At 66.1% G+C, this 14714-nt stretch carries 16 protein-coding genes; 4 read left to right on the forward strand and 12 right to left on the reverse strand.

Annotated elements, in window-relative coordinates:
* Positions 1-32: 32 nt before the first annotated feature.
* From H9654_RS11370 to H9654_RS11380, 3 genes are all read right to left on the reverse strand, one after another.
* Complete coding sequence (locus tag H9654_RS11370; protein ID WP_191770927.1) at positions 33-710, reverse strand: Fe2+-dependent dioxygenase; 678 nt, start codon at positions 708-710, stop codon at positions 33-35.
* A gap of 58 nt (positions 711-768) precedes the next feature.
* Positions 769-3093: a catecholate siderophore receptor Fiu gene (locus H9654_RS11375; protein WP_191770928.1), complete on the reverse strand. Its 2325-nt coding sequence runs from the start codon at positions 3091-3093 to the stop codon at positions 769-771.
* 113 nt (positions 3094-3206) lie between these two features.
* Positions 3207-3512: a hypothetical protein gene (locus H9654_RS11380; protein ID WP_191770929.1), complete on the reverse strand. Its 306-nt coding sequence runs from the start codon at positions 3510-3512 to the stop codon at positions 3207-3209.
* Positions 3513-3912: 400 nt separating this feature from the next.
* On the opposite strand from H9654_RS11380, the gene H9654_RS11385 reads away from it, so the two are divergent.
* Positions 3913-4908 carry an ornithine cyclodeaminase gene (locus tag H9654_RS11385; RefSeq protein WP_191770930.1) on the forward strand — a complete coding sequence of 332 codons (996 nt, stop codon included), beginning with the start codon at positions 3913-3915 and terminating at the stop codon, positions 4906-4908.
* On the opposite strand, the gene H9654_RS11390 is transcribed toward H9654_RS11385, so the two are convergent.
* On the reverse strand, positions 4905-5237 hold the full coding sequence (locus H9654_RS11390; protein WP_191770931.1) for a non-heme iron oxygenase ferredoxin subunit: 333 nt from the start codon (positions 5235-5237) through the stop codon (positions 4905-4907). The two genes, H9654_RS11385 and H9654_RS11390, sit on opposite strands and share 4 nt — an antisense overlap.
* Positions 5234-5773 carry a GNAT family N-acetyltransferase gene (locus H9654_RS11395; RefSeq protein ID WP_191770932.1) on the reverse strand — a complete coding sequence of 180 codons (540 nt, stop codon included), beginning with the start codon at positions 5771-5773 and terminating at the stop codon, positions 5234-5236. The genes H9654_RS11390 and H9654_RS11395 overlap by 4 nt, the downstream gene beginning before the upstream one ends.
* A 187-nt stretch (positions 5774-5960) precedes the next feature.
* Between H9654_RS11395 and H9654_RS11400 the strand changes: the two genes are divergently transcribed.
* A complete protein-coding gene (locus tag H9654_RS11400; RefSeq protein ID WP_225212014.1) occupies positions 5961-6644 on the forward strand; it encodes a transposase in 684 nt (227 codons plus the stop codon).
* Positions 6645-6659: 15 nt separating this feature from the next.
* Here the strand turns inward: H9654_RS11400 and H9654_RS11405 are convergent, their stop codons facing one another.
* The 5 genes from H9654_RS11405 to H9654_RS11425 form a co-directional block, all read right to left on the reverse strand.
* On the reverse strand, positions 6660-7916 hold the full coding sequence (locus H9654_RS11405; protein WP_191770933.1) for a cysteine desulfurase: 1257 nt from the start codon (positions 7914-7916) through the stop codon (positions 6660-6662).
* Positions 7913-9175 carry a Fe-S cluster assembly protein SufD gene (gene sufD / locus H9654_RS11410; RefSeq protein WP_191770934.1) on the reverse strand — a complete coding sequence of 421 codons (1263 nt, stop codon included), beginning with the start codon at positions 9173-9175 and terminating at the stop codon, positions 7913-7915. Before sufD ends, H9654_RS11405 begins: the two co-directional genes overlap by 4 nt.
* On the reverse strand, positions 9175-9939 hold the full coding sequence (sufC, locus tag H9654_RS11415) for a Fe-S cluster assembly ATPase SufC (protein ID WP_182655842.1): 765 nt from the start codon (positions 9937-9939) through the stop codon (positions 9175-9177). Before sufC ends, sufD begins: the two co-directional genes overlap by 1 nt.
* An 81-nt stretch (positions 9940-10020) precedes the next feature.
* Entirely contained in the window at positions 10021-11496 is a 1476-nt protein-coding gene (sufB, locus tag H9654_RS11420) for a Fe-S cluster assembly protein SufB (protein ID WP_182655843.1), read from the reverse strand.
* Between the two features lie 16 nt (positions 11497-11512).
* Positions 11513-11968 carry an SUF system Fe-S cluster assembly regulator gene (locus H9654_RS11425; protein WP_042615235.1) on the reverse strand — a complete coding sequence of 152 codons (456 nt, stop codon included), beginning with the start codon at positions 11966-11968 and terminating at the stop codon, positions 11513-11515.
* A 195-nt stretch (positions 11969-12163) separates the two neighbouring features.
* On the opposite strand from H9654_RS11425, the gene H9654_RS11430 reads away from it, so the two are divergent.
* Together H9654_RS11430 and H9654_RS11435 are read left to right on the forward strand one after the other, a co-directional pair.
* Positions 12164-12631 carry an SET domain-containing protein gene (locus H9654_RS11430; RefSeq protein ID WP_191770935.1) on the forward strand — a complete coding sequence of 156 codons (468 nt, stop codon included), beginning with the start codon at positions 12164-12166 and terminating at the stop codon, positions 12629-12631.
* 87 nt (positions 12632-12718) lie between these two features.
* The gene (locus H9654_RS11435) at positions 12719-13261 is read left to right on the forward strand and encodes a type 1 glutamine amidotransferase domain-containing protein (protein WP_191770936.1); all 543 of its coding nucleotides are present in this window, start codon (positions 12719-12721) and stop codon (positions 13259-13261) included.
* Positions 13262-13354: 93 nt separating this feature from the next.
* On the opposite strand, the gene H9654_RS11440 is transcribed toward H9654_RS11435, so the two are convergent.
* Together H9654_RS11440 and H9654_RS11445 are read right to left on the reverse strand one after the other, a co-directional pair.
* On the reverse strand, positions 13355-13951 hold the full coding sequence (locus H9654_RS11440) for a YceB family lipoprotein (protein WP_191770937.1): 597 nt from the start codon (positions 13949-13951) through the stop codon (positions 13355-13357).
* Between the two features lie 77 nt (positions 13952-14028).
* Positions 14029-14556: a hypothetical protein gene (locus H9654_RS11445; RefSeq protein WP_191770938.1), complete on the reverse strand. Its 528-nt coding sequence runs from the start codon at positions 14554-14556 to the stop codon at positions 14029-14031.
* Between the last annotated feature and the right edge of the window lie 158 nt (positions 14557-14714).

Consider the following 14714-nt stretch of genomic DNA (forward strand, 5'->3'; position numbering starts at 1 on the left):
GCGAAAGCTTCAACAAGCGGCGCAGCGGCGGGTCAGACCTCGCTCCAGCGGCGCAACAGGTTGTGGTACACCCCACTCAGCTGCAGCACGGCGGCGGCATCGGCCTGGCTTTGCCGCAGCCGCTCGATGGAGGTGTCCATCTCCCACAGCAGGCGGCGCTGGCTGTCGTCGCGGACCATGCTCTGTACCCAGAAGAACGAGGCGATGCGTGCACCGCGGGTCACCGGGTTGACCTGGTGCAGGCTGCTGGAGGGATACAGGATCAGGTCGCCGGCCGGCAGCTTCACTTCGTGCTCGCCGTAGGTATCGCTGATGACCAGCTCGCCCCCGTCGTAGGCCTCCGGTGCTGACAGGAACAGGGTGCAGGACACGTCTGAACGCAGGTGCCCCTGCGCGCCATGGGCCATCACCGCGCCATCGACATGGAAGCCGTAGGTACCGCCACCCTGATAACGGTTGAAGCGTGGCGGCAGGATCTTCAACGGCAGTGCGGCGGCGAAGAACAGCGGGTTGCGCTGCAGGGCCGCCAGCACCTTCTCGCCCAACTGCGCTTTCAGCGGCGAGCCATCGGGCAGCTGCTGGTTGCGCTTGACCTGTGCACCCTGCCGGCCGACGGTCTCGCGGCCATCGGTCCACTCGGCCTGGTCCAGCGGCCCCTGCAGCTGGCCGAGCTCCTCAGCGGTGAGCACGTTGGGAATATGCAGCAGCATGATGTTCGTCCGATAAGGGAGAGGGCGCGGGAAGCATCCGGCTTCCCGCGCCGTCGGCTCAGAAACGGAAATCCGCGCTGAGCAGGAACGTACGCGGGGTGCCCGGGGTGTAACGGTAGCCGCTCTTGTTGATGGCAGCCACGTATTGCTTGTCGAACACGTTGTACGCGTTCAAGCGCAGCACCAGCGCTTCGTTCACCGCATACGACAGCACGGCGTCATACACCGTGTACGACTTGGTGAAGGAGGGCGTGCCGACCGCGCCATCGGTGCCGCGATGCATGGCGCTGCTGTAGCGCACGCCGCCGCCGACGGTAAGCCCGAACGGCAGCTGATACGTGCTCCATGCAGTGAAGGCGTCGTCGGGGGTGTAGGTCAGGTTGCTGGTACCGTCCGCCGCCACGTTGGCGCCTTCCTTGACCTCGGTATCCAGGTGGCTGTAACCGCCTGACAATGACCAGTTTTCGGTGATGCGGCCCACCGCGGACAGCTCCACGCCCTTGACCCGCTTGCTGCCGGTCTGGGTCGGGTTGCCGGCGTTATCCAGCACCTGGGTATTGATCTCGTTCTCCACGTCGGTCTGGAAGATCGCCAGGTTCAGTGCCAGCGCGTCGTTGAGGAAGGCCCACTTGCTGCCCACTTCGAAGGTCTTTGCTTCCTGCGGATCCAGGCGCGGATTGTCCAGGCTGCTGGCCGAACTGCTGAGGGCGAAATTGCTGCCGCCCGGCGGCTGCTGCGACAGCGCGTAGTTGGCGTAGACGCTGGCCGTATCGCCGGCCTTGTACAGCACGCCGAGCTTCCAGTTCAGCAGCGTGTCCGATGCTTCCAGGGTCGGCGTCTGCAGTACCGTGCCGACCGGATTCGTGCCGCACGCTGGACCCGCACGGCCGCCGCAGACGACCGAACTGGCGTACCGGGTGTCGTAGTGATCGGCGCGTACGCCGGCGGTCAGCAGCAGGCTTTCGCCCAGGTGCAGGGTGTCGAACACGTAGGCCGACCAGGTGGTGGTCCGGCCATGCGCATCGGCGCCGTTGTGGGCCCAGGTCAGGCCGCCGACGTTCCAGTCCGGGGTGTACAGGTTCGCGGCCGGCCAGCTGCTGCCGCCGGTGACGGCCTGGCCGAAGCTGTCCATCTCTTCGCGGGTGAACTCCAGCCCGGTGCTCAGGTTGTGCGCGATGGCGCCGGTGGCGAAGTCGGCGCGCAGGTTGAGCTGGTCGGTCAGCAGGGTATTGCGCTGGTCCTTCAGCGTGGGCAGGCTGCGCGCGATGGTATACGTGGACAGGTCGTTGCGGTCGGTGTAACGGATGTTGCCGGTGGGTGCGCCGTTGGTGCCGCGGGTACCGGTACCCATGAACGCAGTGAGCAGGTAGTCCTGGTCCGTGCGGCCCCAGCGCGCGGTGTTGGTCAGGCGGACGGCATCGTTGACGTCATGTTCGATGCGGAAGGTGGCCATCTTCGCGGTGACATCGTCATGGTCGGCGCGCGTGCCATAGAAATTCTCCGGATCCACCGGATTGGCGGCCAGTGCTTCCAGGGTAGGCTGCGGCGCCCAGCCGGGCAGGCCGAGGGTGGGCACGCCGCCATCGGGCACGTTGTCCTGGTCCACGTACAGCAGGTTGAGGACGTAGCGGGTGTCGGTGCCCAGGCCGAACGCCAGTGACGGCGCGATGCCCCAGCGGGACTGGTTGACGTGGTCGCGGCCGGGCTGGTCGCTGTCCTGCCACATGGCGTTCAGGCGCAGCGCACTGGTGGCCCCCAGCGCCTGGTTCCAGTCGGCCGTGGCGCGGCGCTGCTGGTCGCTGCCCAGGCTGGCAGTGCCGGACACTTCATCGTGCAACGTGGCCTGCTTGCTGACCATGTTGATCGCACCGGTGGGCGCCGAGCGTCCGTTGTCGGTGCCGGCAGGGCCCTTGGTGATCTCCACCTGTTCGGTGTTGAACACATCGCGCGAGATGGAGCCCAGGTCACGCACGCCATCGACGAACAGGCTGCTGGAGGTGTCGAAGCCCCGCATGTACAGCGCATCGCCGGTGGCGGTGTTGCCGTTCTCGCCGACGAAGAAGGTGCCGACGCCCGGGCTGTTGCGCAGCGCTTCGGTCAGGGTGGTGGCGCCCTGCTGATTGAACAGGTCCGCAGTGATCACCTGGATGGTCTGCGGGGTGTCCTGCAGCGACTGGGTGAACTTCGGCGAGGCGACCTTGTCGGCCTTGTAGCCGCGGGTTGCATGCACGTCGACCTTGTCCAGCGTGCGGGCGCCGTCGTTGCCTTCGGCGTAGGCCAGCGAGGGCAGGGCGGCCAGGCCGAGGCCCGCAGCGAGGCTGGCGGTGGCCAGCGGCAGGGGACGGAACGCGGAAGCGTGCTTGCGGCTTTTGATCGGGGTCATGGGCAGGAATTCAGTGATGGCGGGTAGCGACCCGCCAGGTGACGACTGGGCAACGCGTGGCCATCGGCCGGCGTGCGAAAGAGGGCATTGCCGGCGCCGCAGGGCGACGGCCGTCAGGTCAGGGGCGGAGGCGCCTGGCCCAGCGGACGACGGGGCGGTCGCGCATGGAAGGCCAGCGCCTCATCGGGCACCTGCGCGTTGCGTGGCGGGCTTTGCAGCAGGGCAGTAGCCGCGTTTGGATTACCGCCGGACGGCTTGCTGCGCCCGGGCTCGGATTCCACCTCGGCGGTTGCCAAGGCCTGTTCGAAAGGCAATCCCTGACCTGGCACCGGGCTGCCGGAATGTGGCGTGGCGCTGTGTCCACCGGCGTGCACCGGGTCAGGGCCGGCGCTGGAGGACTGCCAAAGCAGGAGCACCATCAACACCGCCCACGCCAGCCATTTACCCAGACCCGGAAGGGCGGAGGAAGGCGCAGGAGGTGGCAGGCCAACATTCACGCAGCGTGGATCCCGTTACACAGTGTTACAAATCGTAGCAGTAACGCGAACCATTCGCATGTGCCATTGCGGTCAATTGAGCGTTGGGTCACGGCTCCGGTCAGGAAAACCTTGAAACACCGTACTGATACGGCGCATCGCGGCGGCACAGGGCATCCCGTCAAGGAATCTGCAGGGCGAGGGCATCTAGCCTCTCCCAAGCCAATTCCGGCTTTGATGGTCTATCCGCATGCAGTTTCCACTTCACAGAGGGGACATCTCGACAGTCCCTGAATCCGCCAGCGGGTCCGCTGCCGGCCTGGATCCCCGCACCATCGGCAGGTTGGCCCGTCGTGCCATGGCCGACATGGGCGAAGGCATCGCTTACGGCGACAAGGTGGTGTTGCAGCCTCACGATGACGAACTGGGGATGCTGCTGGGTCGGTCCGCCGCTGAATCCTGCCCGGGCAACCAGCGGCTGAACTGGAAATTGAATGCCCTGGTGAGTGCGAATGCCAGGTACTGCGCGGTCAAGATCGTCGGCTCCAATGCCTGCAACCACGCCCTGGGCCTGCCGCGTTCGCAGTCGCAACTGATCCTGTACGACAAACTGACCATGACCCCGCTGGCCCAGTTCGATGGCACGGCCGTGTCCGCCCGAAGGACGGGAGCTTACGCCTCGATCGCGGTCGACCTGCTGCTCGCCCACAGGGAGCGGTTGTCCATCTGCCTGTACGGCGCGGGGCCGATCGCCGATTGCGTAGTCGATGACCTCCACGCGCACCACGCCCATCGGGTCAACCGGATCCATGTGTGCAGCCGCCGTCCGTCGAGCGCACAGGCGTTCGCTGCCGCAGCAGCTGCCCGCACCGGGCTGGATGTCCGTAGCGGCGACGACGATCCGGGCCACGTCGATCTGGTCATCACCGCCACCAACGCCGGAAGCCCCATCGTGCCCGTCGACCGGTTGCATCCGGACGTAGCCGTGCTGCACCTTGGCGGTGACGAGCTGCCGGTGTCCTTCATCGAACAGGTGCTGGCGCGAGGCTCGGTGATCTGCGACGACGTGGCCAGCGTGTGCCATCGCAACTCGCAGAGCCTGCCGCTCTACTTCTCGCGGCAGAACCTGCGCCTGTCCGATCTCGGTGGCTTGTTCAGGATACGCAGCCTGCACGACCGCACGCTCCGCCACGGCGCCGTGTTGGCGCGGCCCGCGTTGATGACGTGCGTAGGGCTGCCCGTGCTGGATCTCTACCTGGCCCAGTGGTTGTACGAGCAGGGCGCCGCCGCTGCGGGTACGGCACCTACCACGCCGCCGCTGCCCCCCGACCGTGCCTAATCGCGGTCGTCCCGCGTCCACACCGCGTCGTGTTCGCGTTTCACCGGGAACTTCGGCGCAGGGCTGTAGGCGGGTGCGCACAGGGCGCGCCCGTCGCGCACGTCGAAGCGGGCGCCATGCAGGACGCATTCGATGCTGCCCTCTGCGGCATTGAACTCACCGGAGGACAGTTCGAACTCTTCATGGGTGCACTGGTCTTCCAGCGCATACAGCTCGCCGTCCAGGTTGAACACTACGATCGGCGTACCGGTGACCTCGTCGAACACGCTTTTCATCTCGCCTGGCAGCAGGTCGGTGCTGGCGCAGACGAAGGTCCAGGAAGTACTCATCGCGCCGGCTCCTGAAGGTGTTTTTCCAGGATCTCGAACTGCAGGTCATCGCGCTTGGGAATGCCAAACCGCTCGTCACCATACGGGAAGGGCTTCTTGATGCCGGTGCGGCGATAGCCACGGCGCTCGTAGAAGGCGATCAGCTCCTCGCGGATGTCGATCACGGTCATCAGCATGCTGGCCAGGCCCCATTCGCGCACGCCATGCGCCTCTGCTTCGGCAATGACCTGCTTGCCCAGGCCACTGCCCTGCTCGGTAGGCGCCACGGCGAACATGCCGAAGTAGCCGTGCGCACCGCCGTCGGCGACGTGGGCGCAGGCCACCAGCCGCCCTGCGCGTTCGGCGAGCAGGATGGTGGAGCGCGGGCGCGCGATGTCTGCCTGCAGCCCTTCGGCGTCGATGCGTGCCCCATCCAGCATGTCGGCTTCGGTGGTCCACCCGGCGCGGCTGGCATCACCGCGGTAGGCGGAGGTGACAAGTTCGATGAGGGCGGGGATGTCGGCCGGCGTGGCGGCACGGAAGGTCAGCGTGGTCATGTCGCCATTCTAGCGAGGCCGTGCGGATTGCAGTAAACCAATGGGGTAACCAATGGGGTCAGAGTCAGGGGTCAGAGTCCTTTTGCGGAGGGAGAAGGAATCTGACCCCTGACTCTGACCCCTGTCCCATGCATCTCACTGGCAGGCCGGATAGCCAGCCTTGGCTGCTTGCTGGGATGCTTCAGCCATGCCTCGCAAACCCCGAGTATCCGCGCCTGGACTACCGCTGCACGTCGTGCAGCGAGGTAATGACCGCCAGTGTTGTTTCAGGGGCGACGCGGATTGTTTCCGGTATCTGTCGATGCTGCGCCGTGCGGCATCGTTGACCGGATGCGTTCTACACGCCTATGTCCTCATGTCCAACCACGTGCTTTTGTTGCTGACTCCTCAGAGCGCGGGTGCCGCGTCACGGCTCATGCAGCACCTCGGTCGCCGCTACGTGCGGTACTTCAATGACGCGCATGTCCGGTCCGGGACCCTTTGGGAAGGCAGGTTTCATGCGTCGCTGGTGGGCGATGATGCCTACGTGCTCGCCTGCTATCGGTACATCGAACTCAATCCGGTCCGGGCGGGAATGGTGGATCATCCTGCGCGCTACCGGTGGTCCAGCTATGCCTGCAATGCGCTGGGTAAGCGTGCGGGAGAAGTCGTGCCGCACGCGACCTATATGGCCTTGGGCCAAGATGCGAGCGCGCAGCAACAGCAGTATGTGTCTTTCGTGGAATCGACGATGCCGGAGGGGCAGATCGGGCAAATTCGCCGTTCGCTGCAGCGTCAGCGGCCCCTTACCAAGGAGGCAAAAAGTACAAAAAGGGGTCAGAGTCAGGGGTCAGAGTCCTTTCGCCGTCAGCAAAAGGACTCTGACCCCTGACTCTGACCCCTTTTTTCAACCGAGCAGCTTGCGGACCTTGTTCAGCGCCATCATGAAGCGTTCGATTTCCTCGTGCGTGTTGTAGAACGCCAACGACGCGCGGCAGGTCGCGGCGACGCCGTAGTACTGCAGCAGCGGATGCGCGCAGTGCTGGCCCGAACGGATCGCCACGCCTTCCAGGTCCAGCAGGGTGGCCAGGTCGTGGGCGTGTGCGCCGTCGACCAGGAAGGACACCACGGCCGCCTTGTCCGGAGCGGTACCAAAGATGCGCAGGCCGTCGACCTTCTGCAGTTCTTCGGTGAAATGCGCCAGCAGTTCGGCTTCGCGGGCTTCCACGTGGGCCAGGCCCAGCGATTCCAGGTAATCCACCGCCACGCCCAGCCCGATGAAGCCTGCGATATTCGGCGTGCCGGCCTCGAACTTGTGCGGGGCATCGTTGAACACGGTGCCGTCGAAGCTGACTTCCTTGATCATTTCGCCGCCGCCGAGGAACGGCGGCATGGCATCCAGGTGCTCGCGGCGTGCCCACAGCGCGCCGGTGCCGGTCGGGCCGCACATCTTGTGGCCGGTGATGGCATAGAAATCACAGCCGATCGCGGCCACGTCGACCTTGCGGTGCGGCACCGCCTGCGAGCCGTCGACCACGGTGATGATGCCGCGCTTGCGCGCTTCGCGGCAGATCTCGCGCACCGGGTTGACCGTGCCCAGCACGTTGGAGACGTGCGCAACGGCCAGCAGCTTGACCTCGGCGGTCATGGCGCGGCGCAGGGCGTCCAGGTCCAGCGATCCATCCGGGCTGATCTCGGCCACGCGCACAGTGGCACCGGTGCGTTCGGCCACCAGCTGCCACGGCACGATGTTGGCGTGGTGCTCCATCCGCGATACCAGGATGACATCGCCGGCCTTCAGCCGCGGCAGCGCCCAGGAATACGCCACCAGGTTCAGTGCGAAGGTGGTGCCGCTGCACAGCACCAGCTCGCTGGCGCGCACGTTGAGGAAGCGCGCCAGCTTGTTGCGCGCGCCTTCGTAGGCATCGGTGGCCTCGGTGCCCAGTGCATGCACCGCTCGGCTGACGTTGGCGTTGTAGCGGCGGTAGAACTCATCCACCGCACCGATCACCTGCACCGGCTTCTGGCCGGTGTTGGCGTTGTCGAAGTAGACCAGCGGCTTGCCGTGCACCTCGCGCATCAGCAGCGGGAAGTCCTGCCGCACGCGGTCCCAGTCCGGGGCGGCGCCGGTTTCGGCCTGCGGGCGCGGCGTGGACAGGTTCATGCCACGCCTGCCTCGGACAGGGCGCGGTCCAGCCGGCGGCCCAGCTGTTCGCGCAGCGCGTCCGGGAGGATCTTCAGCGGCTCATGGCAGAACGCAGCGCTCAACAGGGCCTGTGCCTGCTCCCGCGGCAACCCGCGCGAGCGCAGGTAGAACAGCGCATTGGCGTCGAGCTGGCCGACGGTAGCGCCGTGCGCGGCCTTGACCTCTTCGGCGTCGATCACCAGCGTGGGCTGGGTATCGATCTCGGCATCGGCCGACAGCAGCAGGTTCTTGTTGGACAGGTTGGCGTCGGTGCCGTCGGCCCCTTCGCGGATATGGATGCCACCGTGGAACACCACGCGGCTGCGGTTGGCGGCTATGCCGCGCCACAGCAGCTCGCAGCCGGTGTCACGCGCGATGTGCTCGATGCCCAGGCGGGTGTCCACGTGGCGGCGGCCGGTGCCCAGCAGCACGCCATTGGCGGTCAGCTGTGCGTTGTCGCCTTCCAGTCGTACGTTGAGCTCGTGGCGGCTCAGCGCGGCGCCCAGCTCCAGGTCCACGCGGTGGTACTGCGCATCGCGCGCCAGCACCGCATCGGTGCGCAGGAAGCTGGTCTGGCGGGTGCTGCCGGCCTGCACGCGGGCGTGCTTGAGCACCGCCTCGCGGGCAAGGTGGACATGCACCACACTGTTGTCCAGATGGGCGGCATCGCCGGCCTGCAGGTGGTGTTCGACGATGCCCAGGCTGGCCCCGGCACGCAGCTCGATCAGCGATCGATGGTGCCAGGCCAGGTCGCTGCCGGTGGCCACGCTGGCGAAGACCAGCTGCAGCGGCACGTCCACCTGCACGCCTTCGTCCACGCGCAGCACCACGCCTTCATCGGCCAGTGCGGCGTTGAGGCGGGCGAAGATCTCATCGCTGCGCTCATAGCGGCGGGCAGGCACGCGCGCGCCTGCTTCGTCGGCGGCCAACGCGGCCGAGAGCGGTTCCAGCTGCACGCCGGCCGGCAGGCCGTGGGTGTCGCTCAGGCCGTCGTGCAGGCGACCGTTGACGAACACCAGGCGCGGGGCGGGAATGTCATCGAGCAGGGCGACATCCAGCGCCGGCGGGGCCAGCGGAGCGGCGGCGAAGCTGCGACGTTCCAGCTGGCGCAGCGAGGTGTACTTCCACGCTTCACTGCGTGGGCCCGGCAGGCCGTCGCGCAGCGCGGCATCCAGCACGTCGCGGCGCGTGTCGCTGCCGCAGAACGTGGCGGCCAATGAATCCAGCAATGCGCTCATCAGACCGCTGCCTCCGGCACCACGCGGTTTTTCAGGAAGTCATAACCATGCTCTTCCAGCTGCAGCGCCAGCTCTGGTCCACCGGACTGCACGATCCGGCCGTCGGCCAGCACGTGCACGAAATCCGGCTTGATGTAATCCAGCAGGCGCTGGTAATGGGTGATGACCAGGAACGAGCGTTCCGGGCTGCGCAGTGCGTTGACGCCGTCGGCGACGCTCTTCAGCGCATCGATGTCCAGGCCGGAATCGGTCTCGTCCAGGATCGCCAGCCTGGGTTCCAGCACGGCCAGCTGGAAGATCTCGTTGCGCTTCTTCTCACCGCCGGAGAACCCTTCGTTGACGCCACGATGCAGCAGTTCGTCCTTCAGGTGCAGCACGGCCAGCTTCTGCCGCACCAGCTTCAGGAACTGCATCGAATCCAGTTCCTCCTGGCCGCGCGCCTTGCGCTGTGCGTTCAGCGCGGCACGCAGGAAATAGGTGTTGTTGACGCCGGGGATTTCCACCGGGTACTGGAAGGCCAGGAACAGGCCAGCCGCTGCGCGTTCTTCCGGCGACAACTGCAGCAGGTCGGCGTCTTCGAACTGCACGCTGCCTTCGCTCACCTCGTAGCCTTCACGGCCGGACAGCACGTTGCCCAGCGTGGACTTGCCGGCACCGTTGGGGCCCATGATGGCGTGCACCTGGCCGGGCTTCACGTCCAGCGACAGGCCCTTGAGGATTTCCTTGTCGCCGATGCGTGCGTGGAGGTTGTCGATCTTCAGCATGGTGGGGGGTTCCGTGGTGCGGGCCCGGGGCCCGCCAATGATGTGTTGGTTCGAATGCAGTACGCGGGGGCAGGGCGGGCGTCAGCCCACCGAGCCTTCCAGCGAGACGTCGAGCAGCTTCTTGGCTTCCACCGCGAATTCCATCGGCAGTTCGCGGAAGACCTGCTTGCAGAAGCCGTCCACGATCAACGACACCGCGTCTTCCTGGCTGATGCCACGCGCCCGGCAGTAGAACAGCTGGTCGTCGGAGATCTTCGAGGTGGTCGCCTCGTGTTCCACCGTCGCGCCGGGGTTCTTGACCTCGATGTACGGGAAGGTGTGCGCACCGCACTTCTTGCCGATCAGCAGCGAATCGCACTGGGTGTAGTTGCGCGCGCCTTCGGCGCCGCGTTCGATCTTCACCAGGCCCCGGTAGGTGTTCTGGCCGCGGCCGGCGCTGATGCCCTTGCTGATGATCTTGCTCTTGGTGCGCTTGCCGACGTGGATCATCTTGGTGCCGGTGTCGGCCTGCTGGCGGTGATGGGTCAACGCCACCGAGTGGAACTCGCCCACCGAGTCGTCGCCCAGCAGGACGCAGGACGGGTACTTCCAGGTGATCGCCGAACCGGTCTCCACCTGGGTCCAGGTGACCTTGCTGCGCGCACCACGGCATTCGGCACGCTTGGTGACGAAGTTGTAGATGCCACCGACGCCGTTCTCATCGCCCGGGTACCAGTTCTGCACCGTCGAATACTTGATTTCCGCATCTTCCAGCGTGACCAGTTCCACCACGGCGGCATGCAGCTGGTTCTCATCGCGCATCGGCGCGGTGCAGCCTTCCAGGTAGGACACGTACGCCTTGTCTTCGCAGATGATCAGCGTGCGTTCGAACTGTCCGGTATGCCCGGCGTTGATGCGGAAATAGGTGCTCAGTTCCATCGGGCAGCGCACGCCCTTGGGGATGAACACGAAGCTGCCATCGGAGAATACCGCCGAATTGAGCGCGGCAAAGTAGTTGTCGCCCACCGGCACCACGGTGCCCAGGTACTGCCTGACCAGTTCCGGGTGCTCCTTGATCGCTTCGGACATGGAGCAGAAGATCACGCCCTTCTCGGCCAGCTCCTTGCGGAAGGTGGTACCGACGGAGACCGAATCGAACACCGCATCCACGGCCACGCCGGCCAGTTTGGCGCGCTCGTGCAGCGGTACGCCCAGCTTGTCGTAGGTATCCAGCAGTTCCTTGGGCACGTCGTCCAGCGAGGCGTACTTCGGACCCTTCGGCGCGGAGTAGTAACTCAGGCCCTGCAGGTCGATCGGTGCGATCTTCAGCTTGGCCCAGTCCGGCATCGCCATGGTGAGGAAATGCCGGTACGCCTGCAGGCGCCACTCGGTCATCCACTCGGGCTCGTCCTTCTTGGCCGACAGGGCGCGGATGGTGTCCTCGTCCAGGCCCGGCGGCAGGGAATCGGATTCGATGTCCGTGATGAAGCCGGCCGAATACTTGCGGCCAAGCTGCTCGTGGATCTCGCGATTGGGGGTGTCGTCGGTGACGACGGTATCGATGATGTCGGTGGCCATGGGGGCTGCCTGTGGATCAGGAGACGACAGCGGCCGCGATGGCGCGGCGCTGGGAGTCGTCAACAAGGGGAAGGGGGGAGAGGATCTGGGCGAGGGTGACCGCACGCAGTGCCTCGGACACCACGTCGTTGATCAGCCGCCAGCTGCTGCGTGCACCGCACTTGGGCGCCATGTTGCACTGGTGGTTGTCATGGCTGCATTCGGTCAGCGCCAGCGGACCTTCCATGGCCTCGACCACCTCGAACAGCGAGATTTCGCCGGGCGCGCGGGTCAGCCGGTAGCCGCCGCGGACGCCGCGCAGGCCTTCGACCAGCCCGGCCTGCGCCAGCGGCTTGAGCACCTTGCTGACGGTGGGCGGTTCCAGGCCGGTGAACTCGGCCAGCTCGGTCGCACTGAGCACCTCGGCCGGGCGAGCGGCGAGCACGGTCAGTACCACGGTGGCGTAATCGGTGAGCTTGGTGACGCGGAGCATGGGGGTCTGCAGCTGGATTGCAAAGCGGACCGAAATTGTACGCTTTTATGCGCCCGCGTCCAAGCCGGACCTTTCCAGGGCGCCGACCCATGGGGGGCGCGGTGAGCGCGCAATGGTGCGGCTTGGCCATGATTTTGGCAATCACGAAGATTAAGGGAGAATCAACGCTCCTCTTTCCAGAACGCCCGTGCGCCCATGCCGAAGAAGATCAAAGCCCGCAAATCCGCCATCCACGGCAACGGCGTGTTCGCCATCGCACCCCTGAAGAAGGGTGAGCGGGTGATCCAGTACAAGGGCCTGCTGCGCAGCCACGCCGACGTCGACGCCGATGACAGCGGCGACGTCGAGAGTGGCCACACCTTCCTGTTCACCCTGAACGACGACTATGTGATCGATGCCAATTACAAGGGCAACGAAGCGCGCTGGATGAACCACAGCTGCGAGCCCAATTGCGAGGCGCTGATCGAAGAAAACGAGGACGGCAACCCGCGCGAGGACAAGGTGTTCATTGAAACCCTGCGCGATATCGCGCCCGGCGAGGAGCTGGTCTACAACTACGGCATCACGCTGGCCGAGCGCCACACCGCCCGTCTGAAGAAGGTCTGGGAGTGCCGCTGCGGTTCGAAGCAATGCACCGGTACCATGCTGCAGCCCAAGCGCTGAGTTGCACGCGCTGTCCACATCGGTATCACCGCCGGAACATGGACAGGCGGTGATGCTGGGTGTTCCTTTACCCATCGGAGTATCCCCATGGCACAGCGTCTTGAAGGCAAGAAGATCGCCATTCTCGCCACCCACGGTTTCGAGCAGTCCGAATTGACCGATCCGAAGAAACTGCTCGAAGGCTGGGGCGCGACCACCCGCGTGGTCTCCCCGGCGAAGGAAGGCAGCATCAAGGGCTGGAAGGAGAAAGACTGGGGCGAGGAAGTCACCGTCGACCAGCCGCTGGCGGACGCCAACCCCGATGATTTCGATGCGCTGTTGCTGCCCGGCGGGCAGATGAACCCCGATACCCTGCGCATCGATGCCTCGGCGCTGGCCTTCATCGAAGCCTTCGGCAAGGCCGGCAAGCCGGTCGCGGCGATCTGCCACGGCCCGTGGCTGTTGATCGATACGGGCCTGGCAAAGGGCCGGCAGGTGACGTCCTGGCCGTCGGTGCGCCGGGATCTTGAAAATGCCGGTGCGCAGTGGCGCGATGAGGAAGCAGTGGTTGACGGCACCCTCATCACCAGTCGCAAGCCGGACGACATCCCGGCCTTCAGCGAAGCACTGGCCAAGGCCCTGGAAGCCTGACACCGGCGACCACCGGCGGCCGGAGAACCGGCCGCCGGGTAGCGCCGGGGCATGCTCGGCGTAACCCCTACCGCAGCCGGGTACCCGGTCCCATCAGTTACCCAGCAGCCCCGGCGGCACCATCGTGCCGAGATCCTGGTTGAAGGTGACCTGCAGGCGGCCGTTTTTCACCTGCGCCGACTGCACCTGCAGCGTGCCCAACAGGCCCGCCACCGCCGGGTCGATGCGGTAGATCGGCTCGCGCTGCGCGTAATCGCCCAGCCATGCATTGAGCAGCGACTTGGTACGCGAATCCAGGCGTGCGCCCTGCTGTGCCGGTACGAAGTCTTCCATCGTCGGCTGCTGCAGGTGGAAGCCCTGGGTCTGCTGGTCGTAGCGCAGGCCACTGCTCAGCTTCACCGTGCCCAGCTTGGCCGGCGCGCCACCGGCGGTGGCCAAGGCGATATCCATGCCCAAGTTCAGGCGTTCGCCCGCCGGCAGGGTCAGCTGCGGGTGGCTCATGGTCAGGGCGATCAATCCGCCCAGCGCATCCTGGGTGCGTGGGAAGCTGCCTTCCAGGTACTGCTGCACATCGCTGGCACCCACCGACAACTGGCGACCCTCGATGGACGGCGCGGCCTGTGCGCCAATGGCGGCGGCCACCAGTACCGTGGCGGCGCCCAATCGGGTGAAGAACGGACGAAGACGCATGGTCGTGACCATCTGAAGTAAGGACATGCAGAAGATAGCCGGTTGCACTGAACCGCGCGTGCATGGTGGTGGACCGGTCAGTCCAGCACCGGCTGCAGGTTGGCTGACTGGATCAGCCAGGCACTGCGCTGCGGATCAGGCACAAGCCGGTACCAGCCGTTGTAGCGCACGGTGGTGGTGGCGGTAGTGACGCGTATCCGCACAGGCACTTCGATGAGATGGGTGGGCTGCTGCCGGTCACGCGGCACGGGCGCGTCGGTGTTGATTTTAAGATCGCGCACCTCGCGCAGTCCGCGCAACGCGGCATCGTCGGCACGGCCCGGCGGCGGAGCGACCATCCAGCTGGCATCGGCCTTGTCGAACTCGCGGCGCAGCAGGTGGACGGCGTACGTGCGCACCACTGCGCCCGGATCCTGCGCGTCTGCGGCGACTGCCGCCAGCAGCGGCAGCGCGTCGGCGCCATCGCGAGTGGACTCGGCCACACGCGTTGGGGCGGCCGCAGGTGGCTCGGCCACCGCACCGTCTGCTGCGGGCGGGACATCCGGCACGCGCTGGCATCCAACCAGCAGCATCAGCATCGGGAACAACCAGCAGGCAACGCGCATCAGGCGCACTCGTCAGGACCGGAGCCCTGAGTGTAGCCACAGCATGGAGGTGGGCACCATCAGGCTCCCTGCCATACGAGATGGCCACCATGGACCTGTCGGAGGTGGGGGGGGGGGGGGGGGGGGGGGGGGGGGGGGGGGGGGGGGGGGGGGGGGGG

Origin of the sequence: Stenotrophomonas lacuserhaii (genome assembly GCF_014836545.1) — a bacterium.
Classification (GTDB): domain Bacteria; phylum Pseudomonadota; class Gammaproteobacteria; order Xanthomonadales; family Xanthomonadaceae; genus Stenotrophomonas; species Stenotrophomonas lacuserhaii.

Bases quoted from the DNA above. Each gene is read 5' to 3' on its own strand.
- H9654_RS11430 (WP_191770935.1), top strand. From the start codon at position 12,164: ATGCCGAAGAAGATCAAAGCCCGCAAATCCGCCATCCACGGCAACGGC.
- H9654_RS11425 (WP_042615235.1), bottom strand. From the start codon at position 11,968: ATGCTCCGCGTCACCAAGCTCACCGATTACGCCACCGTGGTACTGACC.
- sufB (WP_182655843.1), bottom strand. From the start codon at position 11,496: ATGGCCACCGACATCATCGATACCGTCGTCACCGACGACACCCCCAAT.
- H9654_RS11435 (WP_191770936.1), top strand. From the start codon at position 12,719: ATGGCACAGCGTCTTGAAGGCAAGAAGATCGCCATTCTCGCCACCCAC.
- sufC (WP_182655842.1), bottom strand. From the start codon at position 9,939: ATGCTGAAGATCGACAACCTCCACGCACGCATCGGCGACAAGGAAATC.
- H9654_RS11395 (WP_191770932.1), bottom strand. From the start codon at position 5,773: ATGACCACGCTGACCTTCCGTGCCGCCACGCCGGCCGACATCCCCGCC.
- H9654_RS11445 (WP_191770938.1), bottom strand. From the start codon at position 14,556: ATGCGCGTTGCCTGCTGGTTGTTCCCGATGCTGATGCTGCTGGTTGGA.
- H9654_RS11440 (WP_191770937.1), bottom strand. From the start codon at position 13,951: ATGCGTCTTCGTCCGTTCTTCACCCGATTGGGCGCCGCCACGGTACTG.
- H9654_RS11405 (WP_191770933.1), bottom strand. From the start codon at position 7,916: ATGAACCTGTCCACGCCGCGCCCGCAGGCCGAAACCGGCGCCGCCCCG.
- H9654_RS11370 (WP_191770927.1), bottom strand. From the start codon at position 710: ATGCTGCTGCATATTCCCAACGTGCTCACCGCTGAGGAGCTCGGCCAG.
- H9654_RS11380 (WP_191770929.1), bottom strand. From the start codon at position 3,512: ATGGTGCTCCTGCTTTGGCAGTCCTCCAGCGCCGGCCCTGACCCGGTG.
- H9654_RS11375 (WP_191770928.1), bottom strand. From the start codon at position 3,093: ATGACCCCGATCAAAAGCCGCAAGCACGCTTCCGCGTTCCGTCCCCTG.
- sufD (WP_191770934.1), bottom strand. From the start codon at position 9,175: ATGAGCGCATTGCTGGATTCATTGGCCGCCACGTTCTGCGGCAGCGAC.
- H9654_RS11400 (WP_225212014.1), top strand. From the start codon at position 5,961: ATGCCTCGCAAACCCCGAGTATCCGCGCCTGGACTACCGCTGCACGTC.
- H9654_RS11390 (WP_191770931.1), bottom strand. From the start codon at position 5,237: ATGAGTACTTCCTGGACCTTCGTCTGCGCCAGCACCGACCTGCTGCCA.